Origin of the sequence: Vibrio albus (assembly GCF_003144035.1) — a bacterium.
GTDB classification, from domain to species: Bacteria; Pseudomonadota; Gammaproteobacteria; order Enterobacterales; family Vibrionaceae; genus Vibrio; species Vibrio albus.
Window position 1 is genome coordinate 85,430 of the sequence record NZ_QFWT01000001.1, and the last position, 21,056, is coordinate 106,485.

Annotated in this window: 18 protein-coding genes; 8 read left to right on the forward strand and 10 right to left on the reverse strand. The window is 47.5% G+C overall.

Features of this window, described 5'->3' with window-relative positions; all coding sequences use genetic code 11:
- Positions 1-177: 177 nt before the first annotated feature.
- From DI392_RS00300 to DI392_RS00315, 4 genes are all read left to right on the forward strand, one after another.
- On the forward strand, positions 178-810 hold the full coding sequence (locus tag DI392_RS00300) for a DUF2760 domain-containing protein (protein WP_109317915.1): 633 nt from the start codon (positions 178-180) through the stop codon (positions 808-810).
- Positions 810-2,690, forward strand: a complete 1,881-nt coding sequence (locus DI392_RS00305) for an Hsp70 family protein (protein ID WP_109317916.1) — start codon at positions 810-812, stop codon at positions 2,688-2,690. Before DI392_RS00300 ends, DI392_RS00305 begins: the two co-directional genes overlap by 1 nt.
- A gap of 87 nt (positions 2,691-2,777) precedes the next feature.
- Positions 2,778-5,594 carry an Hsp70 family protein gene (locus tag DI392_RS00310; protein WP_109317917.1) on the forward strand — a complete coding sequence of 939 codons (2,817 nt, stop codon included), beginning with the start codon at positions 2,778-2,780 and terminating at the stop codon, positions 5,592-5,594.
- Between the two features lie 124 nt (positions 5,595-5,718).
- Entirely contained in the window at positions 5,719-6,066 is a 348-nt protein-coding gene (locus DI392_RS00315) for a carboxymuconolactone decarboxylase family protein (RefSeq protein WP_109317918.1), read from the forward strand.
- An 88-nt stretch (positions 6,067-6,154) separates the two neighbouring features.
- Here DI392_RS00315 and DI392_RS00320 read toward each other — a convergent pair whose 3' ends face one another.
- Positions 6,155-6,562 (reverse strand): hypothetical protein, encoded by a 408-nt coding sequence (locus DI392_RS00320; RefSeq protein WP_109317919.1) that lies wholly within the window; start codon positions 6,560-6,562, stop codon positions 6,155-6,157.
- A 112-nt stretch (positions 6,563-6,674) separates the two neighbouring features.
- Here DI392_RS00320 and DI392_RS00325 point away from each other — a divergent pair, with 112 nt between their 5' ends.
- Positions 6,675-8,057 (forward strand): protein adenylyltransferase SelO family protein, encoded by a 1,383-nt coding sequence (locus tag DI392_RS00325; protein ID WP_109317920.1) that lies wholly within the window; start codon positions 6,675-6,677, stop codon positions 8,055-8,057.
- A 138-nt stretch (positions 8,058-8,195) separates the two neighbouring features.
- Here DI392_RS00325 and DI392_RS00330 read toward each other — a convergent pair whose 3' ends face one another.
- The 8 genes from DI392_RS00330 to DI392_RS00365 all read right to left on the reverse strand — a co-directional run bounded on the left by DI392_RS00330 (position 8,196) and on the right by DI392_RS00365 (position 17,366).
- Positions 8,196-9,335, reverse strand: coding sequence for a peptidoglycan-binding domain-containing protein (locus DI392_RS00330; RefSeq protein ID WP_109317921.1), 1,140 nt, complete (start codon positions 9,333-9,335; stop codon positions 8,196-8,198).
- 129 nt (positions 9,336-9,464) lie between these two features.
- Positions 9,465-10,229, reverse strand: coding sequence for a helix-turn-helix transcriptional regulator (locus DI392_RS00335; RefSeq protein WP_109317922.1), 765 nt, complete (start codon positions 10,227-10,229; stop codon positions 9,465-9,467).
- A gap of 357 nt (positions 10,230-10,586) precedes the next feature.
- Positions 10,587-11,063: a DUF2947 domain-containing protein gene (locus DI392_RS00340; protein WP_109317923.1), complete on the reverse strand. Its 477-nt coding sequence runs from the start codon at positions 11,061-11,063 to the stop codon at positions 10,587-10,589.
- 16 nt (positions 11,064-11,079) lie between these two features.
- Positions 11,080-11,661 (reverse strand): GNAT family N-acetyltransferase, encoded by a 582-nt coding sequence (locus tag DI392_RS00345; protein ID WP_109317924.1) that lies wholly within the window; start codon positions 11,659-11,661, stop codon positions 11,080-11,082.
- The gene (gene tyrR, locus DI392_RS00350; protein ID WP_109317925.1) at positions 11,661-13,208 is read right to left on the reverse strand and encodes a transcriptional regulator TyrR; all 1,548 of its coding nucleotides are present in this window, start codon (positions 13,206-13,208) and stop codon (positions 11,661-11,663) included. The genes DI392_RS00345 and tyrR overlap by 1 nt, the downstream gene beginning before the upstream one ends.
- A 69-nt stretch (positions 13,209-13,277) precedes the next feature.
- Positions 13,278-14,324: a YcjF family protein gene (locus tag DI392_RS00355; RefSeq protein ID WP_109317926.1), complete on the reverse strand. Its 1,047-nt coding sequence runs from the start codon at positions 14,322-14,324 to the stop codon at positions 13,278-13,280.
- Positions 14,321-15,706, reverse strand: coding sequence for a YcjX family GTP-binding protein (locus DI392_RS00360; RefSeq protein WP_109317927.1), 1,386 nt, complete (start codon positions 15,704-15,706; stop codon positions 14,321-14,323). Before DI392_RS00360 ends, DI392_RS00355 begins: the two co-directional genes overlap by 4 nt.
- A gap of 136 nt (positions 15,707-15,842) precedes the next feature.
- Positions 15,843-17,366, reverse strand: a complete 1,524-nt coding sequence (locus DI392_RS00365) for a fumarate hydratase (protein WP_109317928.1) — start codon at positions 17,364-17,366, stop codon at positions 15,843-15,845.
- A gap of 95 nt (positions 17,367-17,461) precedes the next feature.
- Here DI392_RS00365 and pabB point away from each other — a divergent pair, with 95 nt between their 5' ends.
- From pabB to DI392_RS00380, 3 genes are all read left to right on the forward strand, one after another.
- On the forward strand, positions 17,462-18,850 hold the full coding sequence (gene pabB / locus DI392_RS00370; RefSeq protein WP_109317929.1) for an aminodeoxychorismate synthase component 1: 1,389 nt from the start codon (positions 17,462-17,464) through the stop codon (positions 18,848-18,850).
- Positions 18,843-19,433 (forward strand): CoA pyrophosphatase, encoded by a 591-nt coding sequence (locus tag DI392_RS00375; RefSeq protein WP_109317930.1) that lies wholly within the window; start codon positions 18,843-18,845, stop codon positions 19,431-19,433. Before pabB ends, DI392_RS00375 begins: the two co-directional genes overlap by 8 nt.
- Positions 19,434-19,532: 99 nt before the next feature.
- Complete coding sequence (locus tag DI392_RS00380; RefSeq protein ID WP_181388327.1) at positions 19,533-19,943, forward strand: GNAT family N-acetyltransferase; 411 nt, start codon at positions 19,533-19,535, stop codon at positions 19,941-19,943.
- 42 nt (positions 19,944-19,985) lie between these two features.
- On the opposite strand, the gene DI392_RS00385 is transcribed toward DI392_RS00380, so the two are convergent.
- Positions 19,986-21,053, reverse strand: coding sequence for a response regulator (locus tag DI392_RS00385; RefSeq protein ID WP_109317932.1), 1,068 nt, complete (start codon positions 21,051-21,053; stop codon positions 19,986-19,988).
- Positions 21,054-21,056: the final 3 nt, after the last annotated feature.

Consider the following 21,056-nt stretch of genomic DNA (forward strand, 5'->3'; position numbering starts at 1 on the left):
CGCAGGCCGGAACAGGAAGTAAATGCATAAAAAATGGTCTTTTAACCCGGCTTATTAACCTTAAAACATTGATCAGGCCTTTAATATGCTACTATTTATCCCAATTTTACAAACTAATACCCATCCCTGTTTGTCATTGCTCTTGACAGACAGGTAATGACATTTAGAGAGAAAACGATGACTTTTGACTTAAGCCTTGTGCCGACTACCTTTGATATGCTCCATGCAGGACTTGCTGTATCCAGCCTTGCGCTTCTTGCCATTGCCGTATCTCGCAAGACAAAGATCATAGAAAAAGAAGTAGAAAAACCGGTAGAAAGAATTGTTGAAGTAGAAAAGCCAGTTGAAAAGATTGTAGAAGTGGAAAAAGTTGTCGAAGTCGAGAAGGTCGTTGAAAAAGTGGTGGAAGTAGAATCTAAATTGAAAACTGCTTCAACAGACTCCGCGATGCAACTCCTTTCTATTATGCAACAGGAAGCCCGCCTGATTGACTTCCTGAATGAAGATTTGACTGATTTTTCTGATGAAGATGTCGGTGCCGCCGCACGTGTGATCCATTCCGGAGGCCAGAAAGTATTGTCTGAGTACTTTACGCTTTCCCCCGTTCGTCAGGAAGAGGAAGAAACCCGGATTACCGTCGAAGAAGGCTTTAACCCGCAATCGGTTCGCCTGACCGGTAACGTCACCGGCAACGCACCATTTAACGGCACTCTGGTACATAAAGGCTGGAAAGTAGAGTCAATAACACTACCAAAGCTAGCTGAAAACTATGATGCCAGCATCATTGCACCCGCAGAGGTTGAACTGTAATGACTGAACAACATTCAAATGCACAATACAGTGTTGGTATCGACTTAGGTACCACACACTGTGTTATCTCTTTTATTGAACTTAATAATGAAGAAGCCAGTGTCCAGACCATGGACATTCCCCAGCTTATCGCTCCCGGACAGGTTGAAGCGAAAAGCCAGTTAGGGTCGTTTTTATACCAGCCGCACGAGCATGAAATGGGGGATGGCTCACGGGTTCTGCCGTGGACAGATACCCCAAATGCTCTGGTTGGTGCCATTGCCCGTAACCTTGGCGGAAAAACACCGATTCGCCTGGTTGCCAGTGCTAAATCCTGGCTCTGTCACGGCGGCGTTAACCGCCGTCAGGACTTTTTGCCTCACGGCAGTCCGGAGGAAATCGCGAAAGTTTCCCCGCTGAGAGCCACAGAGCTTTATCTGGAGCACTTGCGGAACGCATGGAATCACCAGCATCCGCACGCGCCGTTAGCCGATCAGGACGTGACCATTACTGTCCCTGCCTCCTTTGACCCTGCTGCACGCGATCTGACTGCAGAAGCAGCCCGTAATGTGGGGCTGGCGCATCTGACATTGCTGGAGGAACCGCAGGCAGCACTGTATAGCTGGATTGATAACAGCCATGATGATTGGCGTAATCAGGTCAGCGTGGGCGACGTGGTACTGGTGGTCGATATTGGTGGTGGTACGACCGACCTTTCTCTGGTTGCAGTCACTGAAGAGGACGGGAACCTGAACCTGAATCGTGTCGCGGTTGGTGAGCACATTCTTCTGGGTGGCGATAACATGGATCTTGCGCTGGCCTATCGTCTGAAAATGAAACTGGCTCAGGAAGGGAAACAGCTACAACCCTGGCAAATTCAGGCGATGACCCATTCCTGTCGTGATGCCAAAGAAGCCCTGCTTAACGACCCGGAACTGGAATCCGTTGCGATCGTAGTCCCGAGCCGCGGCTCCAAACTACTAGGCTCGACACTAAAAACTGAACTGACCCGACAGGAAGTGCAGCAGACACTGGTAGATGGTTTCTTCCCTCAGGTGGGTATTCATGAACACCCGGTTCAGAACACCCGCAGTGCTCTGACGCAGATGGGGCTTCCTTATGCTCAGGATGCGGGTATTACGCGCCATATTGCCGCCTTCTTAAGTAAGCAGTCCGATGCAACGCAGGATGTCTTTGCCGGTATGTTTGGAGAACAAGCTGCGCCGGAATTCATTAAACCAACGGCTATCCTGTTTAATGGCGGGGTACTGAAATCCGATCTGCTTGCCGAACGCCTCACCTCTACCATCAATGCCTGGCTGGAAACCGCCGGTGCAGAAAAAGCCAAACAGTTACAAGGCCTGGATCTGGATCTGGCTGTATCCGGCGGAGCTTCATATTACGGCTCCGTCCGCCGAGGTCAGGGTGTACGTATCCGCGGCGGTATTGCCAGCAGTTACTATGTCGGTATTGAAAGCGCTATGCCGGCTATTCCGGGTATGGCTCCGCCAATGGAAGCCATCTGCGTGGCACCATTTGGTATGGAAGAAGGCTCTTCGGCTGCCGTTCAGGACAAAGAATTTGGTCTGGTGATCGGCCAGCCGGTGCAGTTTCAATTCTACGGCTCGACGGTTCGCCGGGACGATCAGGCAGGTACCCACTTAGATTTCTGGCAACCGGAAGAACTGGAAGAACTACCAGAAATTCAGGTAACACTGGACGTGTCCGAAGGCCGGGAAGTGGGACAGGTTGTCCCTGTTACTCTTGCCTCCCGGGTCACTGAGCTGGGTACACTGTGCCTGGAAGCTATTGCCACCGACAATGGTCAGAAATGGCATGTAGAATTTGATGTGCGGGAAGAGACCAGCTCTGTCGCGGACAGCCAACCTGCCACTATGTAAAAATAAAAAGTAACACAAACGAAACAGGGCTGGCATGCCGGCCCTGTTTTTCCTCTCCCTTTCGCTGCTAAGATTTTAGGTTGTTTTATGCCCTCTCCCCGTTATCTGGTTGGTATTGACCTTGGCACAACCAATATCGTTGTTGCCTACGCAGAAATCACTGACGAACTGCAACACGCTCCTGTTTCGTTGTTTGAAATAGATCAGCTTATCGGTGCCGGTGAAGTCACCAGGCGACCGCTTCTTCCTTCTTTTCGTTACCACCCGGCACAGGGACAGGTCTCTGCTGATGATATGGTTCTGCCATGGGATACCGAGCCGGTAGACGGTGACATTTCTCAGGTGATCGTGGGCGAATGGGCTCGGGAGCTGGGTTCAAAAGTGGAAGGCCGACAGGTTTCCAGTGCCAAAAGCTGGCTTTCTCATCAGGGGGTTGATCGGGAATCGGATATCCTTCCGTGGGTAAGCAGTTATGATCAGGATAAAGTCTCGCCAGTTGTCGCCAGTGCCAGTTATCTGAATCACGTTCGTCAGGCCTGGAATTACCACCACCCGGGTAACCGTCTTGAAGATCAGGAAGTGGTGGTCACCATCCCGGCATCGTTCGATGAAACCGCCCGAAATCTGACCCTTAAAGCCGCAAAACTTGCTGGCTTAACTGATATTGTACTTCTGGAGGAACCACAAGCAGTCTGTTATGACTGGTACAGCCGCCATGCGGAACAAGCGAAGCAGGCTCTCTCCTTCGTTCCTCTGATCCTGGTCTGTGATGTTGGCGGTGGGACAACGGATTTGAGCCTGATAGAAGCGCGGCTGGAAGAAGACGAGCTTAGCCTGAACCGTATCGGAGTCGGAGAACATCTGATGCTCGGTGGTGATAACCTGGATCTGGCGTTAGCCCATCTGGCCGAGCAGCGTCTGAATAAAGGTAAAAAACTGAATGCTGCCGGACTCACAAGATTGATCCAGCAAACGCGTAAAGCAAAGGAACAATTGCTTTCCGCTGAGGCACCGGATGACATTAAAATCACCATGCTCGGCAGCGGGTCAAAGCTACTGGGCGGCACCAAAAGTGTCAGTGTGACCAGAGAAGAGGTGCATCAGATTGCGCTGGATGGTTTTTTCCCGCAGACAGAACTGTCGCAGCTCCCCGACAAACGTAAAAGTGCCGTGGTTGAGTTTGGCCTGCCTTATGTGGCAGACCCCGCAGTCAGCAAACACGTTGCGGAGTTTCTGAGCCAGCATCAACAGGTGGCAAAATCCGCACTGGGGATGGATGAACATTCACAGCAGCCAGCAATACCTGTCGGTTTGCTCCTGAACGGCGGGGTATTTAATAGTGATTTGGTGACACAGAGAATGGAATCTGTGTTGGAACAGTGGCGAGGCTCACCTCTGACTCTGCTAGATAACCCCCACCCGGACTGGTCGGTCGCACTTGGAGCCGTTGCATTTGCCAAAGCCAGAAGAGGCGCGCAAATCAAAATAGGTGGTGGTTCAGCCCGCTCTTACTTTCTGCACCTGCAGGAGAAAAAACGTAAAGGGAAAGCCCTCTGCCTGCTTGCCAAAGGCACAGAGGAAGGCCATGAAATACGCCTTTCCGGACGCAAGTTTGCCCTGACGCTGGGCGAGCCGGTGCGTTTCAACCTGCTCACCTCCACCCATGATTTGCTGACCGATAATACCAAAGCCCAGAATGGGGTGATGGTTGATATCGACCCGGATCTGTTCGCCCCGCTACCGCCTTATATTGCGACGCTGGATGCCAATGACGACAGTGAAATACGACACGCCAACCAGAAACAGCGGGAAGAAGTTCAACTGGCCTGTCAGTTGACGGAAGTCGGCACCCTGAAGATGGAGTGTGTCAGTACCACTGATGAAAACCAACGCTGGGCACTGGAGTTTACCGTCAGACATCAGCAAGGTGATGACAGTCAGGATGAAGATAACCACCCTCGCCTTCTACAAGCGACGGAGTTGATTACTCAACTCTACAGCGGGAATAAAAAGAGTGCGGACAGCAAAGCCATCAAAACATTAACCAGAGATCTGGAAAAACTCCTGGGCAAACGGGAAACCTGGGACTTTACGACCAGCAGAAAGCTGTTTGATGCCTTTTCCGCCGGGAAGAAACGACGACGACGCTCAGAACAACATGAAAAAAACTGGCTCCGTCTGGCCGGATTTGCCTTACGCCCGGGATTTGGCTCACCGACCGACAGCTGGAGAATGGATCAGGTGTGGTCTCTGTATCAACAAGGCATTCAGTTTAAAAACCATCAGGGATGGAGTGACTGGTGGATATTCTGGCGCAGAGTCTCTGGCGGATTGGATCAGGAACAACAGGAAACTATTCTGGCGGATATAGCCAAATACCTGCACCCCGGCTCTCTGCGTAACGCAAAGATCGCTAAAGAAGCCCAGGAAATGTCTTACGAAGCCATGGTCCGTTTGGCCGCGTCTCTGGAGAATCTGGATGTTGAAGATAAGGTTCTTCTGGCTGGCTGGTTCAAGAATAAAGCCTTTAATCAGGCACAGCATGCTCAGGCACACTGGTGGGCATTAGGGCGGCTTGCCTCCCGTTCGCTGATGTACGGCAGCCAGCATAATGTTATCCCGAGAGAACAGGTTGAACAGTGGCTGCCCGAACTGCTGGATCAGAACTGGAACAAAGAGCCAATGATTGCGTTTGCCACTGTCATGATGTGCCGTAAAACCGGTGACCGCCAGTTCGACATTTCAGACAACTTCCGGGAACAGATATGCGAAAAACTGACTAACAGTAAAACGCCGGATTCCTGGCTTGCTCTGATTCAGGAAGTAAAAGACCTGTCGGATACAGACTCACGCAAGGTGTTCGGTGACAGCCTCCCGCAAGGACTGCATTTGGTTAGTGGCTAACCAATTAACACTAAAAAAGTGGGTGGGAAACTTAAATCTGGTTAAATTGATATGTTATTACATTTAAATTTATGCTTTAATTTATATTAATTAGATATTACTAAATTAAAGAAGAGGAAACTCAATGGCTGACAAATCATACAATGAGATGAATAAAAAACAGCGTGAACTGGGCATCGCTTTCCGTGAATCCAGCACAGACACCATGAACGCGTTTATTAATCTAAGTAAGACGGCGATGGCCGACGGGGCTCTTTCCACTAAGGCGAAAGAGCTGACAGCCGTCAGTATCGGTATTATTATGCGATGCGACAACTGTATCGCGGCTCATGTGCGGGCTGCACTTAAAGCCGGTGCAAGCAGAGAAGAGTTAATTGAGACGATCAATGTGGCAATCATGATGGGCGGCGGTCCTGCTGTCACTTATGCCATTCAGGCGCTTGAAGCGGTAGACGAGTTAGCAGGCCTATAGTCCGGCTCCAAAACAGCAGGCCTCTTGTCTGCTGTTTAACCAGAAATGATCACGATACTTAAGTGTACTGATACGATCTGAGCTGAAGCTACTTATTTTTACTTTGCTTAAGCAGTTTTTCATGCCACGCGGTATTACCGTCCCTCTTGCTTACGCCATACTCTGAACAGAATTGCGATATGGTCATGTTGTTATCGCCAGTCGCCAATTTCAACGCTAACTGAACTTGCTGAAGTTTACTTTGAAGACGCAGGATTTGACCTGCATTTGGACTCTTTTCTTTAGCGTACTTTAAGGCGGCATGTTTGCGCTCTGCCGCACCAGCCCTGCGATCCGCCTCCCCCAGCAGATATCTCAGTTGAGCGACACTTTTTCCCTTTTTAAAAACCGGGTCAATCAATTCAACACATTCATCAAATGACGGTTCTTCAATGTATGGATCAATTTTACGAGCTCGTTGGCGCATCCACTCCAGAGCTAGTTTTTCATCTGACATAATGAAATCTTTATGAGTAAAAAAAGGGGCTATATACTATCGCTTAAAGGCCAAGGGATGCAAAAAACATTAAGAATCCTTTGGTATAGTTTAATTAATTTGAGTAAACCCTATGCAGCAGCGGTATCTGGCCTTACCTGACTCTTTATATCAAGTCATTAAACCACGCAAGGTCGACGATCCTAGCCTTTTGCTGTTTAATCAGGAATTAGCATCAGAACTGGATTTACCACAACAACTACTGGGGAAAGATGCGGCAGAATATTTCTCTGGAAATCGGCTGGTAGCACCGGAATTAAGTCTCGCGCTGGGTTATTCTGGCCATCAGTTTGGCTATTACAACCCGCAGTTGGGTGATGGTCGCGCCCACATGCTCGGACAGATTAATGGCTTTGACTGGCAGCTGAAAGGCTCTGGGTTAACAAAATATTCCCGTAGTGGTGATGGCCGTTGTGCACTTGGCCCAGCCGTGCGCGAATATATTATGAGTGAAGCAATGCACATTCTCGGGGTTCCGACCATGCGCACCCTGGCAGTGACCACAACAGGTGAAACCGTGTACCGGCAGCAACCCGAGGCGGGTGCAGTCGTCAGTCGCATCGGTCGTAGTCACCTACGGATTGGTAGTTTTCAATACGCTTCTGCCCTGGGCGTCATCAAAGAAATGGCTGATTTTGCCATAGATCAACTCTGCCCTGAGATGGTTAATGCGGCCAACCCCTATCTGCTCCTTTACCTCACTGTTCAACAGAATCAGATTAATACCTTAGTACACTGGTATCGGGTCGGCTTTATTCATGGCGTCATGAATACCGACAACATCGCCTTAAGCGGAGAAACATTCGACTTCGGGCCTTGCGCCATGCTTGGTGAATATAAGCTAGAGCAGGTTTATAGTTCAATCGACCATCAGGGACGCTATGCCTTTGGTAACCAAAAATTGATCATGCAATGGAACCTGGCTCGTTTTGCCGAAACCCTTATTCCTCTCATGCCAGGAAGTGAACAGGAAGCCATTGCTTTGCTGACTCAAGAAGTGGACAGTTTCTCCGATGCGTTCCTGCAAGCGTACGGTCATATGTGTGCCAATAAATTGGGTTTTAATCAGAACAGACACCCTTTGATTTCCGAATTTTATGAGTTATTGCGCACTCACGCCTGGGATTACACTCAGATTTTTAATCAGCTCTATCATAGGCTTAACGGCGGCAATCCTCAGTTACCGGATGAATTAATTGCCTGGTCAGAACAATGGCTACGCGCTGTTAATCACAAGCAGGCTTTGATGCTGATGAGTACCACGAACCCCAAAGCCATCCCTCGAAACCACGAAGTCGAAAGGTTAATTGAAGCCGTCGGAAATGAGCAACAAGATATTCAGCAACAAATCGACAACTATCTCAACTACTTAAAAGGTAACGTTTATACAGGCACTTCGTGGGGCAATCCAGATGCGAAATTTGATCAGCAATATCAAACCTTTTGTGGCACTTAAACAACGGGCAAACTGTTAGGAGTACTCCCACTAAGTAATGGGCAAATGGGTTAGGATAAGCTTGAACTAGATAACAACACACCAGCTGTCTGAAGCTTCTACAACTGAAAATTTCCCCGTAGCAACCACTCAAGGCCGTTACTTCATACAATAGCTTAAGGCCTTTGCTTTATATTGCTGCATAAGATATGAATTAATTTTTGTGGTCGAGGCCTGCAACCGGGAAAACTCCTCTGCTTCACATTGACAAATAGTCTTTTCGTCCGTTTTTCCCTGTCGGATCAACGCTTGAGCAGGAGCATTCAGCTTGATATTTACCATACAGGATTTGTACTCCCGTTGGACTACCTCATCCTGTTTATAACAACGGGGAGCCCAGTTGGTCTGGTAAAATCCGGTATCATAATGCCCATTCGGATCGTAGTGCTTATCTGCCATGCGATTTCCACGGCGGTAACTGCGGTACTCATTCGCTTTGCACTGGCAATCGTAAAGGTTGCTTAATGATTGCGCCTGACACTGCGAAAGCACTGTTTGCACTTCTTGCTCAATTTGAGCATCCGACAATGCTATTTTTAATTGGTTGTTGCACAACTCCATTTGTTTTTCACAGTAATTATTCTGCGATACCGTACGACACTGCGAATAAGCCGTAGTGCATTCGCCAAAAGATTTTGCCCTTGCGAAGTCACCTTCCGGAGTTGTTATTTGATGTATCTGGCTTGGGGTATATTGCACACCGTCACCTTGAGCAGATTTACGGATCTGCTGCAGTGCGAGTTCCATATTCACAAGTACCCGGGGGCTTGGCAGGCCTGTTATCGGAAGATCCGAGTCTCGTTCAAACTGTTTGATCGCATTGGATGTTTTCTGTCCCATCAATCCATCTGCCGGCCCCGGATCATAGCCTAGTTTTTGCAAATGCCACTGCACACGTTTGATCTGATGAGATCTCAAGTTATTACCGGAAATAAGGGTATCTACCTGTTTTAATTGCTCCTTCTTTGCCGGAACATTCACTGTCTGATTGTTACTACCATTCAGTCTCTTACGCTGGTTTTCTTTGAGCATCTCTGTAGCCGTATTCTTGAGTGTATCACTCCAGCTATCAGCCTGAGCCACTACAGGAACTAAGAGCAGGACCGCTATAATAACAATGCAGCTAGTTGTAATGGATGCGCGAAGCTCATTAGACATTGCTGTGTGGTCTGAAAGCATAATGTCCGGAATCACAACTATATTTGATCCGGTTACGCTTTTCTTGAATTCGGGTTTCATAATGGTGCCCCTTCCTGAATTAATTCCGTAACATAAACAAGCCGGGCCAGCGCTTAGCTCAACCCAGATAAAAGCTACTCTGAATAAAGCTCTTACGTAAATTTTAGTACTGACTATAGCGTTGCGTTACTACCGGGACTGGTAGGGGGATCTGACCAACTCTGGCACAATTATTCCCAGGCGAATTGATTTGGTGATCGCATAGCTACGCCCTCTGGCATTCAGCTTTGTGAAAATGCTCTTCCAATGAAAACGAACAGTATTGACGGAAATGCCAAGTATTAGAGCTATTTCAGGGTCTGTCTTCCCTTCTGCTCCCCAATAGAGAATGTCTTTCTCTCTTTCGGTCACTGAAGGAACGTTATTCTTTTCCTTCATTAACATATCGCGGTATGTTTCATGAAAGTAGGTGCCCAGTAGGTACACCTTCGCCAGAAAGTCATAATCCCTGGTGTCCTTATATAAATCGCTACGGGCAACTCCCATACCAACAACCTCTCCCGGTTCACCTTGAAGAGAAAAAGCGATCCCTGAGTTTAGCCCGGACTCTGCTGCCTGATTCATCAAAAGCCGGGATTTAGGGGTCAGGCCCTTATCATTAACAAGATCGCTCCAAAAGAAAGGAGCTTTGGATGTGAGGACTTTTTGTACGACAGGATCAACGTTCATATAATCATGCTCGTTGTAGTATTTCATCCAGTCATCAGGGTAACTGGTCACAAGGCCGTGTTGCTTCGGTAAATCCAAGGAAGGGTGATCGGTTACCAGACTATACGTAATGCGGTCATAGCCGCTTTGGGCCAATATAGCACAGAAGTGCGAAAACGCCTCTTCCGGTGTCTTTGCTGAATTGATCAGTTCGATACAGAGCTCAAGCTCATTGATATGTGGCATATCGGCTTGTCCCGAATTGCTATTGGCCGGGATTTGATAGCTGATTTAATTGCCTCGGTCATAGGCATATCTCCCTGTTAATGTCCTAAAGTGTATAGTCATGTCGAGAAATTGCCACTCATTATTGATAGTAGTATTAATAATAAGAATAATTGCATTTGACCAAAATTAATTGTCTAACAACAAGTGAGGGGTTAAGTAAACTGGGGCAAACATGGATAGCGAGGAATGTTACGAGCGACTACTCTAACAAAGTTTGGGCCACAAACGTTTTAGATTGGCAGCACTATCGCAATCGGCCAGATCTAATGACATCGAGGTCTGAGAACTGGCAGATTGCCTTCTGGCTAATCTAGCTTAAGCGCTCCGCTTGCCGAGTTTCACCGTACCATTGGTCTGAAACCACAACACTTCTTCTCTGCGGCGGCCAAGTAAGATTGGGCCATCATCAAAAAACAGGAAGTTTTTCCAGTTGCGTTTAAACACATCCCACTTGGTTTCAATCACATTATATTTTTCATAGCAGAAATAGACGGTAACATCATCCTGCCACTGAATATGTTCAAGCACGGCTTCAGGCAGTTCAGGATCATCGGAGTCCCACTCATCCATCCAACTGACTTCATTAATCCAGCTTTGCGTTTTAGATGGCCAGTCGGAGCTGGCAAATCGGTCAGCATCCGGGCTTTGGGCACTGATGTTATCTCTCCACAGCTGAGCGGATCGTGCCTGTGTCATCGGTTTAATTTTGTCCAGGTCATCGGCCTCTACCGGCATTGACTGGTGAGTAAAAATCCACTTTCTGGGATAATCATTTAAAGGAATATATGTCATGTTGTCCCGTTGCTACTTATGCTCTTTCCTGCCAGCTCTGATTGATAAGAGCCGTCATATTATGATCTTCCCATTGGCCGTTTATCAGCAGGTAGCCTTTTGCGAAACCTTCCTTCTGAAAACCGGAAGCTTCCAGTACCGCTTCACTTTTTCTGTTATGCGGCATATAGCTGGCCGTGATGCGGTGCATATTCTGAACGTTAAACATCCAGTTACACGCTAAGCGCAAAGCTGTGCGCATAATACCTCTTCCCTGCATATTTTCATCCAGAGAGTAGCCGACACTACACGAATGCTGAGGGAAGCGGTTCAGGTTACTGAATGAAATAGTCCCCAGCAAAGTGTTTGTGGTTGTATTAAAAATCAGACAATAAAACCCAAGCTCCATTAAATGCAGCTCATTAAGTTTTATCAGCTTTCTGCGCCAGCCTTCAAACGTGTAAAATTCATTTTCACGCTTAGGCTCCCACGGCTCAAGGTATGTTTTGTTTCGCAGGAAATAATCACTGATTAATCCTGCATCTTCGGTTCGCGCTAAACGGACCTGAATATTGCCTTCAGTTTCATTCATAGCTTTAAAAGTCAGTTCTCGCCACATCAGTGCTTATTAATCCCATAATCTCTTAGTTTATTCGCAATTGAGGTATGTGAAACCCCTAACCGTTTCGCTAGCTTACGACTGGATGGGAATGACTGATACAATTTATCCAGAATTTGAGCCTCATAATGCTTCATGATCTCATCCAGAGACCCATCCAGGTTGACACCAATTAAACCAGAAGCTGTACTTTCAACTTTAGGTAGCTTGAAATAATCGAGCGTTAACTGGTCACCGGTTAACTGAGTCATTGCCCGCAGCACCATATTATCCAGCTCCCGGATATTCCCCGGCCACTGATAGGCGGCAAGTTCATCCATTACGGCTTGATCGACAGCTGGCTTTGATACCCCTAACTGCTGGGCATACTTAGATAAAAACAAATCAAATAGCACAGGTACATCACTAGGACGCTCACGTAATGCGGGAATACTGATCGTCAGAACGTTCAGGCGATAATACAAGTCTTCCCGAAACTTGCCCAGCTCGGTCAACTCGGCCAGGTTCTGCTTGGTAGACGCAATAACCCGAACATTTACGTGAACTTCATGTTCTTCCCCCACACGCCGGAAAGTGCCATCCTGTAAAAAACGGAGCAGTTTGATCTGCAGATGTGAACTCATCTCACCAATTTCGTCCAGAAAGACGGTTCCTCCATCGGCCTGCTCAAAAATCCCCTTATGTCCGACATTCTGATTAAACGTTCCGGGGGCGTGACCAAACAACTCGGTTTCTGCTACATCGTCAGGCATTGACGCACAACTCAGTACCAGGAAAGGATTGGGTGCCCGTTCAGAACGGTTATGACAGGCTCTTGCCAGCATTTCTTTACCGGTTCCGGTCTCACCCTCGATCAACAGAGGCTGATCCATCATCGACAACTTTTTAGCCTGGGTCATCATTGCCTTATGCCGGTTGGATATCCCGACAAAATGTTCAAAGCCAAGGCTATTTCCTTCCGGCAGGAAGTTGATCTTAGTACCGTCCTGCACACTGTGCCTCAAGGTAATAACCGCTCCGGCTATCACCTCATCTCCGGAGATTTCTTCGGTAATATAAACAGGCATCGTCTCGGCAACATAGTCCAGGCCATCCAGCACAATGGCCTCGCGCCTACGCTGCCGGTTATCTTCCAGCCATCCGGAATAATTAAAGCCAGGAAGTAAAGATGTAACCTGAACACCACTCAGTTCTGAGTTTTTCTTTGAAAACAGAGCCTCAGCTGCATGGTTGAGCATGTCAACTTCGCCTTTCAGGCCAACAGAAAGCACCGGATCCGGTAGGTTGGCAAGGATTGAATTAAGTTCTGTCGTATGCCTTTCGCTTGGCATAAACTGGATCTTTCTGACGTCACTCACCCCGGAGATACGCCTGATCTGAGCCATCAGTTCCCGGAATGTATCAAAATCAATTTCAGGAAAGTTCAGATAGATAATGCCGCTGACGTCTATCTCTATCCCGCGTAAATCGATATTTCGGGAAGCAAGAATATCAAGCAGTTCGCGGGTTAAACCAAGCCGGTCTTCACAAAGAACTTCAAGACGCACAAGTTGTTCCTTAAAGGTGTCAGAAAAAGTTGACACCTAGTGTAATAAAGGAAAATTTTCAGTCAAGAATCAAATTCTTGCTTTCAGTGTGGTTATAAGCTGTTTACGAATTTCTCCCAGTCTTAACTGGTTTTCTTTATTGACAGGAATCGGACGCAGTAAAGACTGAGCCTTAATGCCAACCCGGGCCGTCAGAATACCGATACCAAAGCCTTGCGCTACCCGGGTCGATACTTTCCCAGCCAAATCGACCGATAACAGGTTAATGCCTGCGTCTATAGCAACCTCCGAGGCACCGGCCAGCGCCATATTGAGTAATACCAGCCGGAAAAGACGAATACGCGACCAGTATCCCAACTCTACCCCATAGATTCCGGCCAGCCGGTCAATCAGCTTAAAATTACGCCACGCCACCAGAAGCATATCAGCTATTGCCAGTGGGCTCACGGCAACCAACAGTGCTGCTTCGCTGGAAAAGCGGGCTATGAGCTCCTTAGCTTGTTTATCCTGCTGACTAAGCACCATACCCTCATACATTTGCAGAATTTCACTGTCATTGTGAGCCCCCTGAATGCTGTTCTTCCAGCGTTCAAAACCGGGGTGTTCTTCCACGATATGGCTTTCCTTGGCCAGTTTCTGACAAAACGCTTCACCTTGGCCGACACTGTCACTGGCAATCAACGCTTCCCCTTTCTCTTGTACCGAGAAGTGACGACGCAGCTTTCTTAACTTCCAAAGCTCGCGGCCAATAGCGCCAATCCCCAACCCGGCCAAAGATGCGATAAATGCAGACCAGCCAATAGTCAGCCAGTCACCGCCTTGTATTGCATTCAGAACCGAATCCACCGTCTGCCAGCCAACCAAGCCAGAAAATGCGGTAAGAATGCCTCCGACAAGCCGGGATTTTTTCCTCTCCGGACGGATAATGCTTTCCAGTTCCTGTTCTGTTCTGTTTTCCTCAGGCTGAGCAGGTTCTGGGACAAACTTTGCCTGCGCATCAAAACGCTGATGGGCTGTCAGATCTTCCTCTTGACTCTTATCCGCTTTGTCATACCCGTCCTTATAAGGCTCATCCAGTTTTTGCTTGTACACTATTTTGGGTTTTATCTCACTCATATCAGTTTATCCCCAATCAAATATTGCAGGGCTTTATCCATTCTCACATGTGGAAGCGGTGTATCAGGCTCTGACGGCATAGGCCGGAAGCCGATAAATTCAAACCCGTTTGTCTTCCAGAATTCTGCACCCGGTAGTTTCCCGGGAACATCTCCCGGAAAAAGAGTGACGGGCTCGCCTTCCAGAGTGTCTCCCTGAATAGCCGGTGTTGACGTGTCTTTGGATGTGACAAAGCCAGTGGTCGTAGACTGAATAGATGCCATACTGATACAGCTCATATCAATCCCCTCAAAAGCGGCATTCTGCCAGGCCGGGTGAACCATTTGTTGTAAAAGAGAGCTTAACGCCCGGTGTTGTTCCGGCGTCACATGATCCGCTTTGGTCGCGGCAAACAGTATCTTGTCGATCCGGGGAGAAAACAGCCGATGCAGCAGAGAATGTCGGCCATAACGAAAGCTTCTCATAATCTGTTCCAGCGCATTTTTCATATCCTGAAAAGACTCATAGCCGGCATTTAATGGCTGCAGACAATCCACCAGCACGATCTGACGATCAAAGGTAGAAAAATACTGCTTGTAAAACGCTTTGACCACTCTTTGCTGATACTCTTCATAACGGGATTTCAACATGGCATAAACCGAATGCTTGCCCGCTTTCTGAACCGTGTCTTTGTCTGTGGCAGGAAAAGGAAAAAACTGCAATACCGGCGCGCCTTCCAGCTCCCCGGGCAGAACAAAACGCCCCGGCTGAACCCAGTGTAACCCTTGCTGTTTACACTGATGCAGGTAGTCGGTATAGACACCAGACAGCTCCGCCAGATGTTTTTCATCCGCATCCGCAAGGGGATCCAGTACCGATACCTTTTCCATCCACTTTTCAGCCAGCTGCTTTCTTAGCCCTTTCAGATGCTCGAACTGATGACGGCTCCATTCAGAATATGTCATATTCAATAAGGGCAGATCGAGCAGCCATTCACCCGGATAGTCAATGATATCCAAATACAGAGTCGACGATTTTGCCAGCCATTTTTTCGCTCCCTTTTGCGGACGAAAACGGATAGCCAGCCGGATTTCACTCACGTCCCGGGTCGGTTCCGGCCACTTAGGTGGTTGCGAATGCAGTGCATCAATCGCTTCATCGTAAGCAAAACGCGGCACCATCATGTTAGACTGAGGCACACGCTTTGCCCCAATGAGGTTTTTGTCCCGGGCAGACAACAGTAATGGGAGGTTGTCATGTGTGGAGGAATACAACAGTTGATTAACCAGTGAAGTGATGAAGGCGGTTTTTCCCGCACGAGATAGTCCCGTTACCGCCAGACGCAGATGGCTATCCATTCCCCGGTGGATGAAATCACTGATTTCCTGTTGAACCTTACTCATGCCTACCTCTTGCTCGATTTCTGTTACAGGTACATATCTAATACTAATTCATAGAATTAAGCGCGGAATAATCCGCGCTTATTGTCTTATCAGAACTGACACTTTTACCAAATAAATCTGCTGACTGAAATCAGCCTTACACAGATTTACTCTCGGCTTCAGCAATTTTGACCCGCCAGGTATCCGGACCAATCTGGTGAACATTTTCACCCGCAGAATCCACTGCAACAGTAACCGGCATATCTTCAACCTCAAACTCATAGATGGCTTCCATACCCAGTTCTTCAAAAGCGACAACACGGGCTTTCTTAATCGCTTTTGATACCAAATACGCTGCACCACCAACAGCCATCAGATACACAGCTTTGTGTTTTTTAATTGACTCAATCGCTTCCGGACCACGTTCGGCTTTACCGATCATACCAGCAAGCCCGGCGTCACCCAGCATGGTCTCAGTGAATTTATCCATACGGGTAGACGTCGTTGGCCCTGCAGGCCCCACCACCTCATCACGAACCGGATCAACCGGCCCGACGTAGTAGATAAACTTACCGTTAAAGTCGACGCCTTCAGGAAGACCCTGTCCGCTTTTTAGTAGTTCCTCAACTTTCTTATGTGCCGCGTCGCGCCCGGTCAGGATCTTACCGGACAGCAGCAGTGTTTCACCCATTTTCCACTGCTGGATGTCTTCTTTCGTCACTTCATCCAGGTTTACCCGGCGGGCATTTTCACCCACTTCCAAAGTGATATCCGGCCAGTCTTCCAGCTTTGGCGGTTCCAGTTCTGCTGGGCCTGAACCGTCCAGCTTAAAACTGATATGGCGTGTTGCCGCGCAGTTCGGGATCATACACACGGGTTTAGAGGCCGCATGGGTCGGTGCACTCTTAATTTTGACATCCACCACTGTGGTTAATCCGCCCAGCCCCTGAGCACCAATGCCCAACTTGTTTACCCGGTTATAGATATCCAGACGCAACTCTTCTTCCGCATTTTGCGGGCCGCGTTCAATCAATTCCTGAATATCAATATGTTCCATCAGGGTTTCTTTGGCCAGCAGTGCCGCTTTTTCAGCAGTACCGCCGATGCCGATGCCCAGAACGCCCGGTGGACACCATCCTGCCCCTAGCGTCGGCATCGTTTTCTCGACCCACTCAGCGATATCATCCGAAGGGTTAAGTTTGACCATCTTGGTTTTATTTTCAGAACCGCCGCCTTTTGCTGCAATCTGAACTTCGACCTGATTCCCCGGCACTAAATCAATATGAACAACAGCCGGTGTATTGTCTCTGGTGTTAATTCTCAACCCGGCAGGGTCACTCAACACGGAAGCACGCAGAGGATTGTCCGGATTGGTGTACGCCTGCCGCACCCCTTCATCCACCATCTCCTGAACCGTCATATCGGTTTCCCACTTCACATCCATCCCCACTTTCACAAAACAGGTGACGATACCCGTATCCTGACAAAGTGGCCGATGCCCTTCTGCTGACATTTTGGAATTAATCAGGATCTGAGCAATGGCACTTTTAGCTGCCGGATTCAGCTCTTTGTGGTAAGCCTTTTCTAACGCTTTAACAAAATCTATCGGATGATAGTAGGAAATATACTGAAGTGCATCAGCGACGCTGGTGATAAGATCTTCCTTGCGTATGACGGTCATTGCTCTTGCCCTCATGTAAGTTATATTAAGTTCTGAAAAATATGATACTCTTAAGCGCCATATGGTGATTGCACTTCTTGTCACAGTTTAAGCAAATGAATTACAAAACAAATCACAAGTTCTCAACTTTTAACATTAATTATCAGCCTTTGCTAGCAAAGCAGTTTTTTCGGTCAATTTCACACCAGCCCTGGGCGATGCTGTTACGCTCCGCTTCACAGGATCATATCGACAGCCGTTTTGATATTCTGGTGGCAAATCCTGTTGCAACACTACAAACAACCGGATCACAGACCAAAATCACAAAAGATGGAGAGGCATCTTACTCAGAACAGGACCCTTTTCTGCTGGTTCGGCAATGTATGGAGCAGTGGCTGCCTTCAATACCACCGGTAGAGAACATTCCGTTCTGCGGTGGCGCTCTGGGTTATTTTGGCTACGATCTAGGACGCAGGGTAGAAGTTCTGCCGTCACTGGCTGAAGATGATATTCCGATGGCTGATATGGCAGTGGGATTGTATGATTGGGCTCTGATCGTCGATCACCAACAGAAAAAAGCCACCGTTGTTGGTCAAGATCCACACATCGCCTATCAATGGCTGACTGATCAGGAAGAGCCGCAGGCGTTATCTGAGCAGGCATTCAGCCTAACATCATCCTGGCAGTCCAATATGACGAAAACAGAATATCAGGAAAAACTTGCCAGGATTCACGACTACCTACGTTCCGGTGACTGCTACCAGATAAACCTCACCCAGCGCTTTTCAGCTCAATATACCGGTTCTGAATGGGCAGCTTATGAGAAACTGGAACAGAACAACAATGCGCCATTTTCAGCCTTTATCCGTACAGATGAAGCCGCTATCCTGAGTGTCTCTCCAGAGCGTTTTATCGAGCTAAGAGGGCGGGATATCCAGACGAAACCAATAAAAGGCACCCGGCCCCGTTCCAATGACGCTCTGCTTGATCAACAATACGCCAGAGAACTGGCCCATGCCGAAAAAGATCAGGCCGAAAACCTGATGATTGTCGACCTGCTGCGTAACGATATCGGCCGGGTAGCAAAACCGGGCACCGTTCAGGTCCCTAAACTGTTTGATATAGAAAGCTTTCCTGCCGTTCATCACCTAGTGAGTACGATTACAGCCTCTCTGGATGACAGATATCAGGCTGCCGATTTGCTGAAAGCATCATTTCCCGGAGGTTCAATAACCGGAGCTCCAAAAGTCCGCGCCATGGAAATTATCGAAGAACTGGAACCCCACAGAAGAAAGGTATACTGTGGAAGTATTGGTTATCTGAGCCGCTGCGGAAACATGGATACCAGTATTACCATACGAACACTGATCGCCTGTAATGAAAAGCTGTATGTATGGGCTGGCGGAGGTATTGTCGCGGACAGTAAAAGCAACGATGAATATCAGGAAACCTTCGATAAATTAAGCCGGATCCTGCCTGTGTTGGAAAGTGATAACGATGGATAAATCTCAGCTTCTGCGTAATTTCAGCTTAAATCTTCCAGTTCATTATCATAGCGAAGGGCTGGAGCGATGTGCCGGACTGGATAAGAGCAAATTACGCAGAGCCGGGGTGATGATTGGTTGCGTTGAAAGAGATCACGGCCTGAATGTGATTCTCATTCACCGGGCGGCCCATTTAAAACACCATCCGGGTCAGGTTGCCTTTCCCGGCGGAAAATATGAAGACTTCGATCATTCGATCATCGGCACAGCAATTCGCGAGGTCGAAGAAGAAATTGGCGTCACTAAACAGCAAATTCGGGTACTCGGTACACTACCGGAACTGATGACTATCAGCCATTTTCTTGTGACTCCGGTCATTGCTCTGATCAGCTCTGACTACATAGCCAAGCTGGATAAAAATGAAGTAGATTCGATATTTGAGGTACCCGCCAGCCACCTTTTTGATATTCAACAGCTGTATAGCCAGATTTTTCAGTTCAAACACATCAGCCACAGAGTCTTTGCCATTCCCTACAAAGAACATTTTATCTGGGGAGTCACCGCTCAAATAATCCAGGCGCTACAAATACAGCTAAAAGGTTGATATTCTTGTCAGTAATAAATACATATTGGTAAACAGTTGCTTATGTTAACGTTCAGAAAAGCAAAATTAAAAGATTACTCTAGTCTGTTGAATTTACAGGTGACAAAAGAGCAATTGGAGTTTATCTCTTCATTTGGTGACCTGTGGGAAAACCGGACAGCAGATATTGAATTTTTTGTCATTAATAATGGAAAAGAAGTCGTTGGCTTTTTCTTACTCGATAAATCTTATTCACACAGATATACCTTTTCTCAAAAACACGAAATTGGTTTAAAAAACTTTGTGATAGATAAGCAATATCAGAGAAAAGGTTATGCGGTTTCTGTCATTAAGAGATTGTTTAATTATATCTATAATGCCTACCCTGACTGTAAATCTTTGTGCGCGATCGTGAACAAAAAAAATAACGCAGCCTATCAATGCCTGCTAAAAGCCGGATTTTCTGACAGTGGTGTGCAATACCACGGGGATCAATACGGGCCGGAATATATTTTAAGAAAAAGGGTATAGCCAGATATTAAGCGGATCTGGCCATCTTATAAAAGCATAAGGCTATAAACTGTCAATAAAACGTTCTTCCGGTAACAATGCTTCTTTGCTGTCCCAGTTTTGTTTGACGGCTTCGATTTCGTTTCTTACCGCTAGAAATGCTTTCACTAGCCTGGGTTCAAAATGCGTACCTGAATGTCGTTCAATAGACTTAAACGCGTCATCCAGAGACCATGCTCCTTTATATGGCCGCTTATTGGTCAGCGCATCGAAAACATCGGCTATCGCGACAATTCTGGCAGATTCAGGAATCTCTTCTCCTTTCAGGCCGACAGGATACCCGGTACCATCCCATTTTTCGTGGTGATAATGTGCTACCTCCGCAGCCAGACGAAACAGAGGTGTATCACTACGACTCAGGATCCGATAACCAATTTCAGAATGTGTTTTCATTGTTTCCCATTCATCCGGCTTCAACTTCCGCTCTGCCTTTAAAATGGAATCCGATATCCCTACTTTCCCCGTATCGTGCATAGGAGCAGCAAGTTCCAGCAGCTTCGCCTGTTCGACATGCCAGTTCACCGCTTTTGCCAACACGCCGGCATAGGCCGCCATACGCCAGATATGAACACCGGTATCGGTATCATTATAATGTCCCGCATCACCCAGCATAAAAATGGCTGAGCGTTGCGCTTCTGCCAGCTCCTGCGTCCTCTCAGTGACGACCATTTCACAAGACTTTCGGCTATCAGCGATCATTAAGTGTGTTTTTACCCTGGCTTTCACGATCGCAGCATTGACCGGTTTAATAATGTAATCAACCGCCCCCAACTGAAGCCCCATGGCTTCATCTTCCGTTTCAGACATGGCGGTGACAAAAATAACCGGGATATGTACCGTCTCTTCATTTGACTTCAGCCGTTTGCAGACCTCGTAGCCATCCATACCCGGCATCATGACATCCAATAAGATCAGGTCAGGTTTACTTTTTTCTACGATTCTTAATGCTAATTCCCCGTTTGTCGCCACTTTTATTCTGTAATGCGTTTTCAAGATACCTTTCAGCACATCAATATTTTCAGGGGTATCATCAACAATAAGAATTGTTGGCAATTCGAGTTTTTCTTTCATTAT

Excerpts from the sequence above, each read along its gene's own strand:
- DI392_RS00365 (WP_109317928.1), bottom strand. The coding sequence starts at position 17,366 with ATGACCGTCATACGCAAGGAAGATCTTATCACCAGCGTCGCTGATGCA.
- DI392_RS00360 (WP_109317927.1), bottom strand. The coding sequence starts at position 15,706 with ATGAGTAAGGTTCAACAGGAAATCAGTGATTTCATCCACCGGGGAATG.
- DI392_RS00355 (WP_109317926.1), bottom strand. The coding sequence starts at position 14,324 with ATGAGTGAGATAAAACCCAAAATAGTGTACAAGCAAAAACTGGATGAG.
- DI392_RS00310 (WP_109317917.1), top strand. The coding sequence starts at position 2,778 with ATGCCCTCTCCCCGTTATCTGGTTGGTATTGACCTTGGCACAACCAAT.
- DI392_RS00330 (WP_109317921.1), bottom strand. The coding sequence starts at position 9,335 with ATGAAACCCGAATTCAAGAAAAGCGTAACCGGATCAAATATAGTTGTG.
- DI392_RS00335 (WP_109317922.1), bottom strand. The coding sequence starts at position 10,229 with ATGCCACATATCAATGAGCTTGAGCTCTGTATCGAACTGATCAATTCA.
- DI392_RS00305 (WP_109317916.1), top strand. The coding sequence starts at position 810 with ATGACTGAACAACATTCAAATGCACAATACAGTGTTGGTATCGACTTA.
- DI392_RS00340 (WP_109317923.1), bottom strand. The coding sequence starts at position 11,063 with ATGACATATATTCCTTTAAATGATTATCCCAGAAAGTGGATTTTTACT.
- DI392_RS00385 (WP_109317932.1), bottom strand. The coding sequence starts at position 21,053 with ATGAAAGAAAAACTCGAATTGCCAACAATTCTTATTGTTGATGATACC.
- pabB (WP_109317929.1), top strand. The coding sequence starts at position 17,462 with ATGAATTACAAAACAAATCACAAGTTCTCAACTTTTAACATTAATTAT.
- DI392_RS00315 (WP_109317918.1), top strand. The coding sequence starts at position 5,719 with ATGGCTGACAAATCATACAATGAGATGAATAAAAAACAGCGTGAACTG.
- DI392_RS00375 (WP_109317930.1), top strand. The coding sequence starts at position 18,843 with ATGGATAAATCTCAGCTTCTGCGTAATTTCAGCTTAAATCTTCCAGTT.
- DI392_RS00320 (WP_109317919.1), bottom strand. The coding sequence starts at position 6,562 with ATGTCAGATGAAAAACTAGCTCTGGAGTGGATGCGCCAACGAGCTCGT.
- DI392_RS00325 (WP_109317920.1), top strand. The coding sequence starts at position 6,675 with ATGCAGCAGCGGTATCTGGCCTTACCTGACTCTTTATATCAAGTCATT.
- DI392_RS00345 (WP_109317924.1), bottom strand. The coding sequence starts at position 11,661 with ATGTGGCGAGAACTGACTTTTAAAGCTATGAATGAAACTGAAGGCAAT.
- DI392_RS00300 (WP_109317915.1), top strand. The coding sequence starts at position 178 with ATGACTTTTGACTTAAGCCTTGTGCCGACTACCTTTGATATGCTCCAT.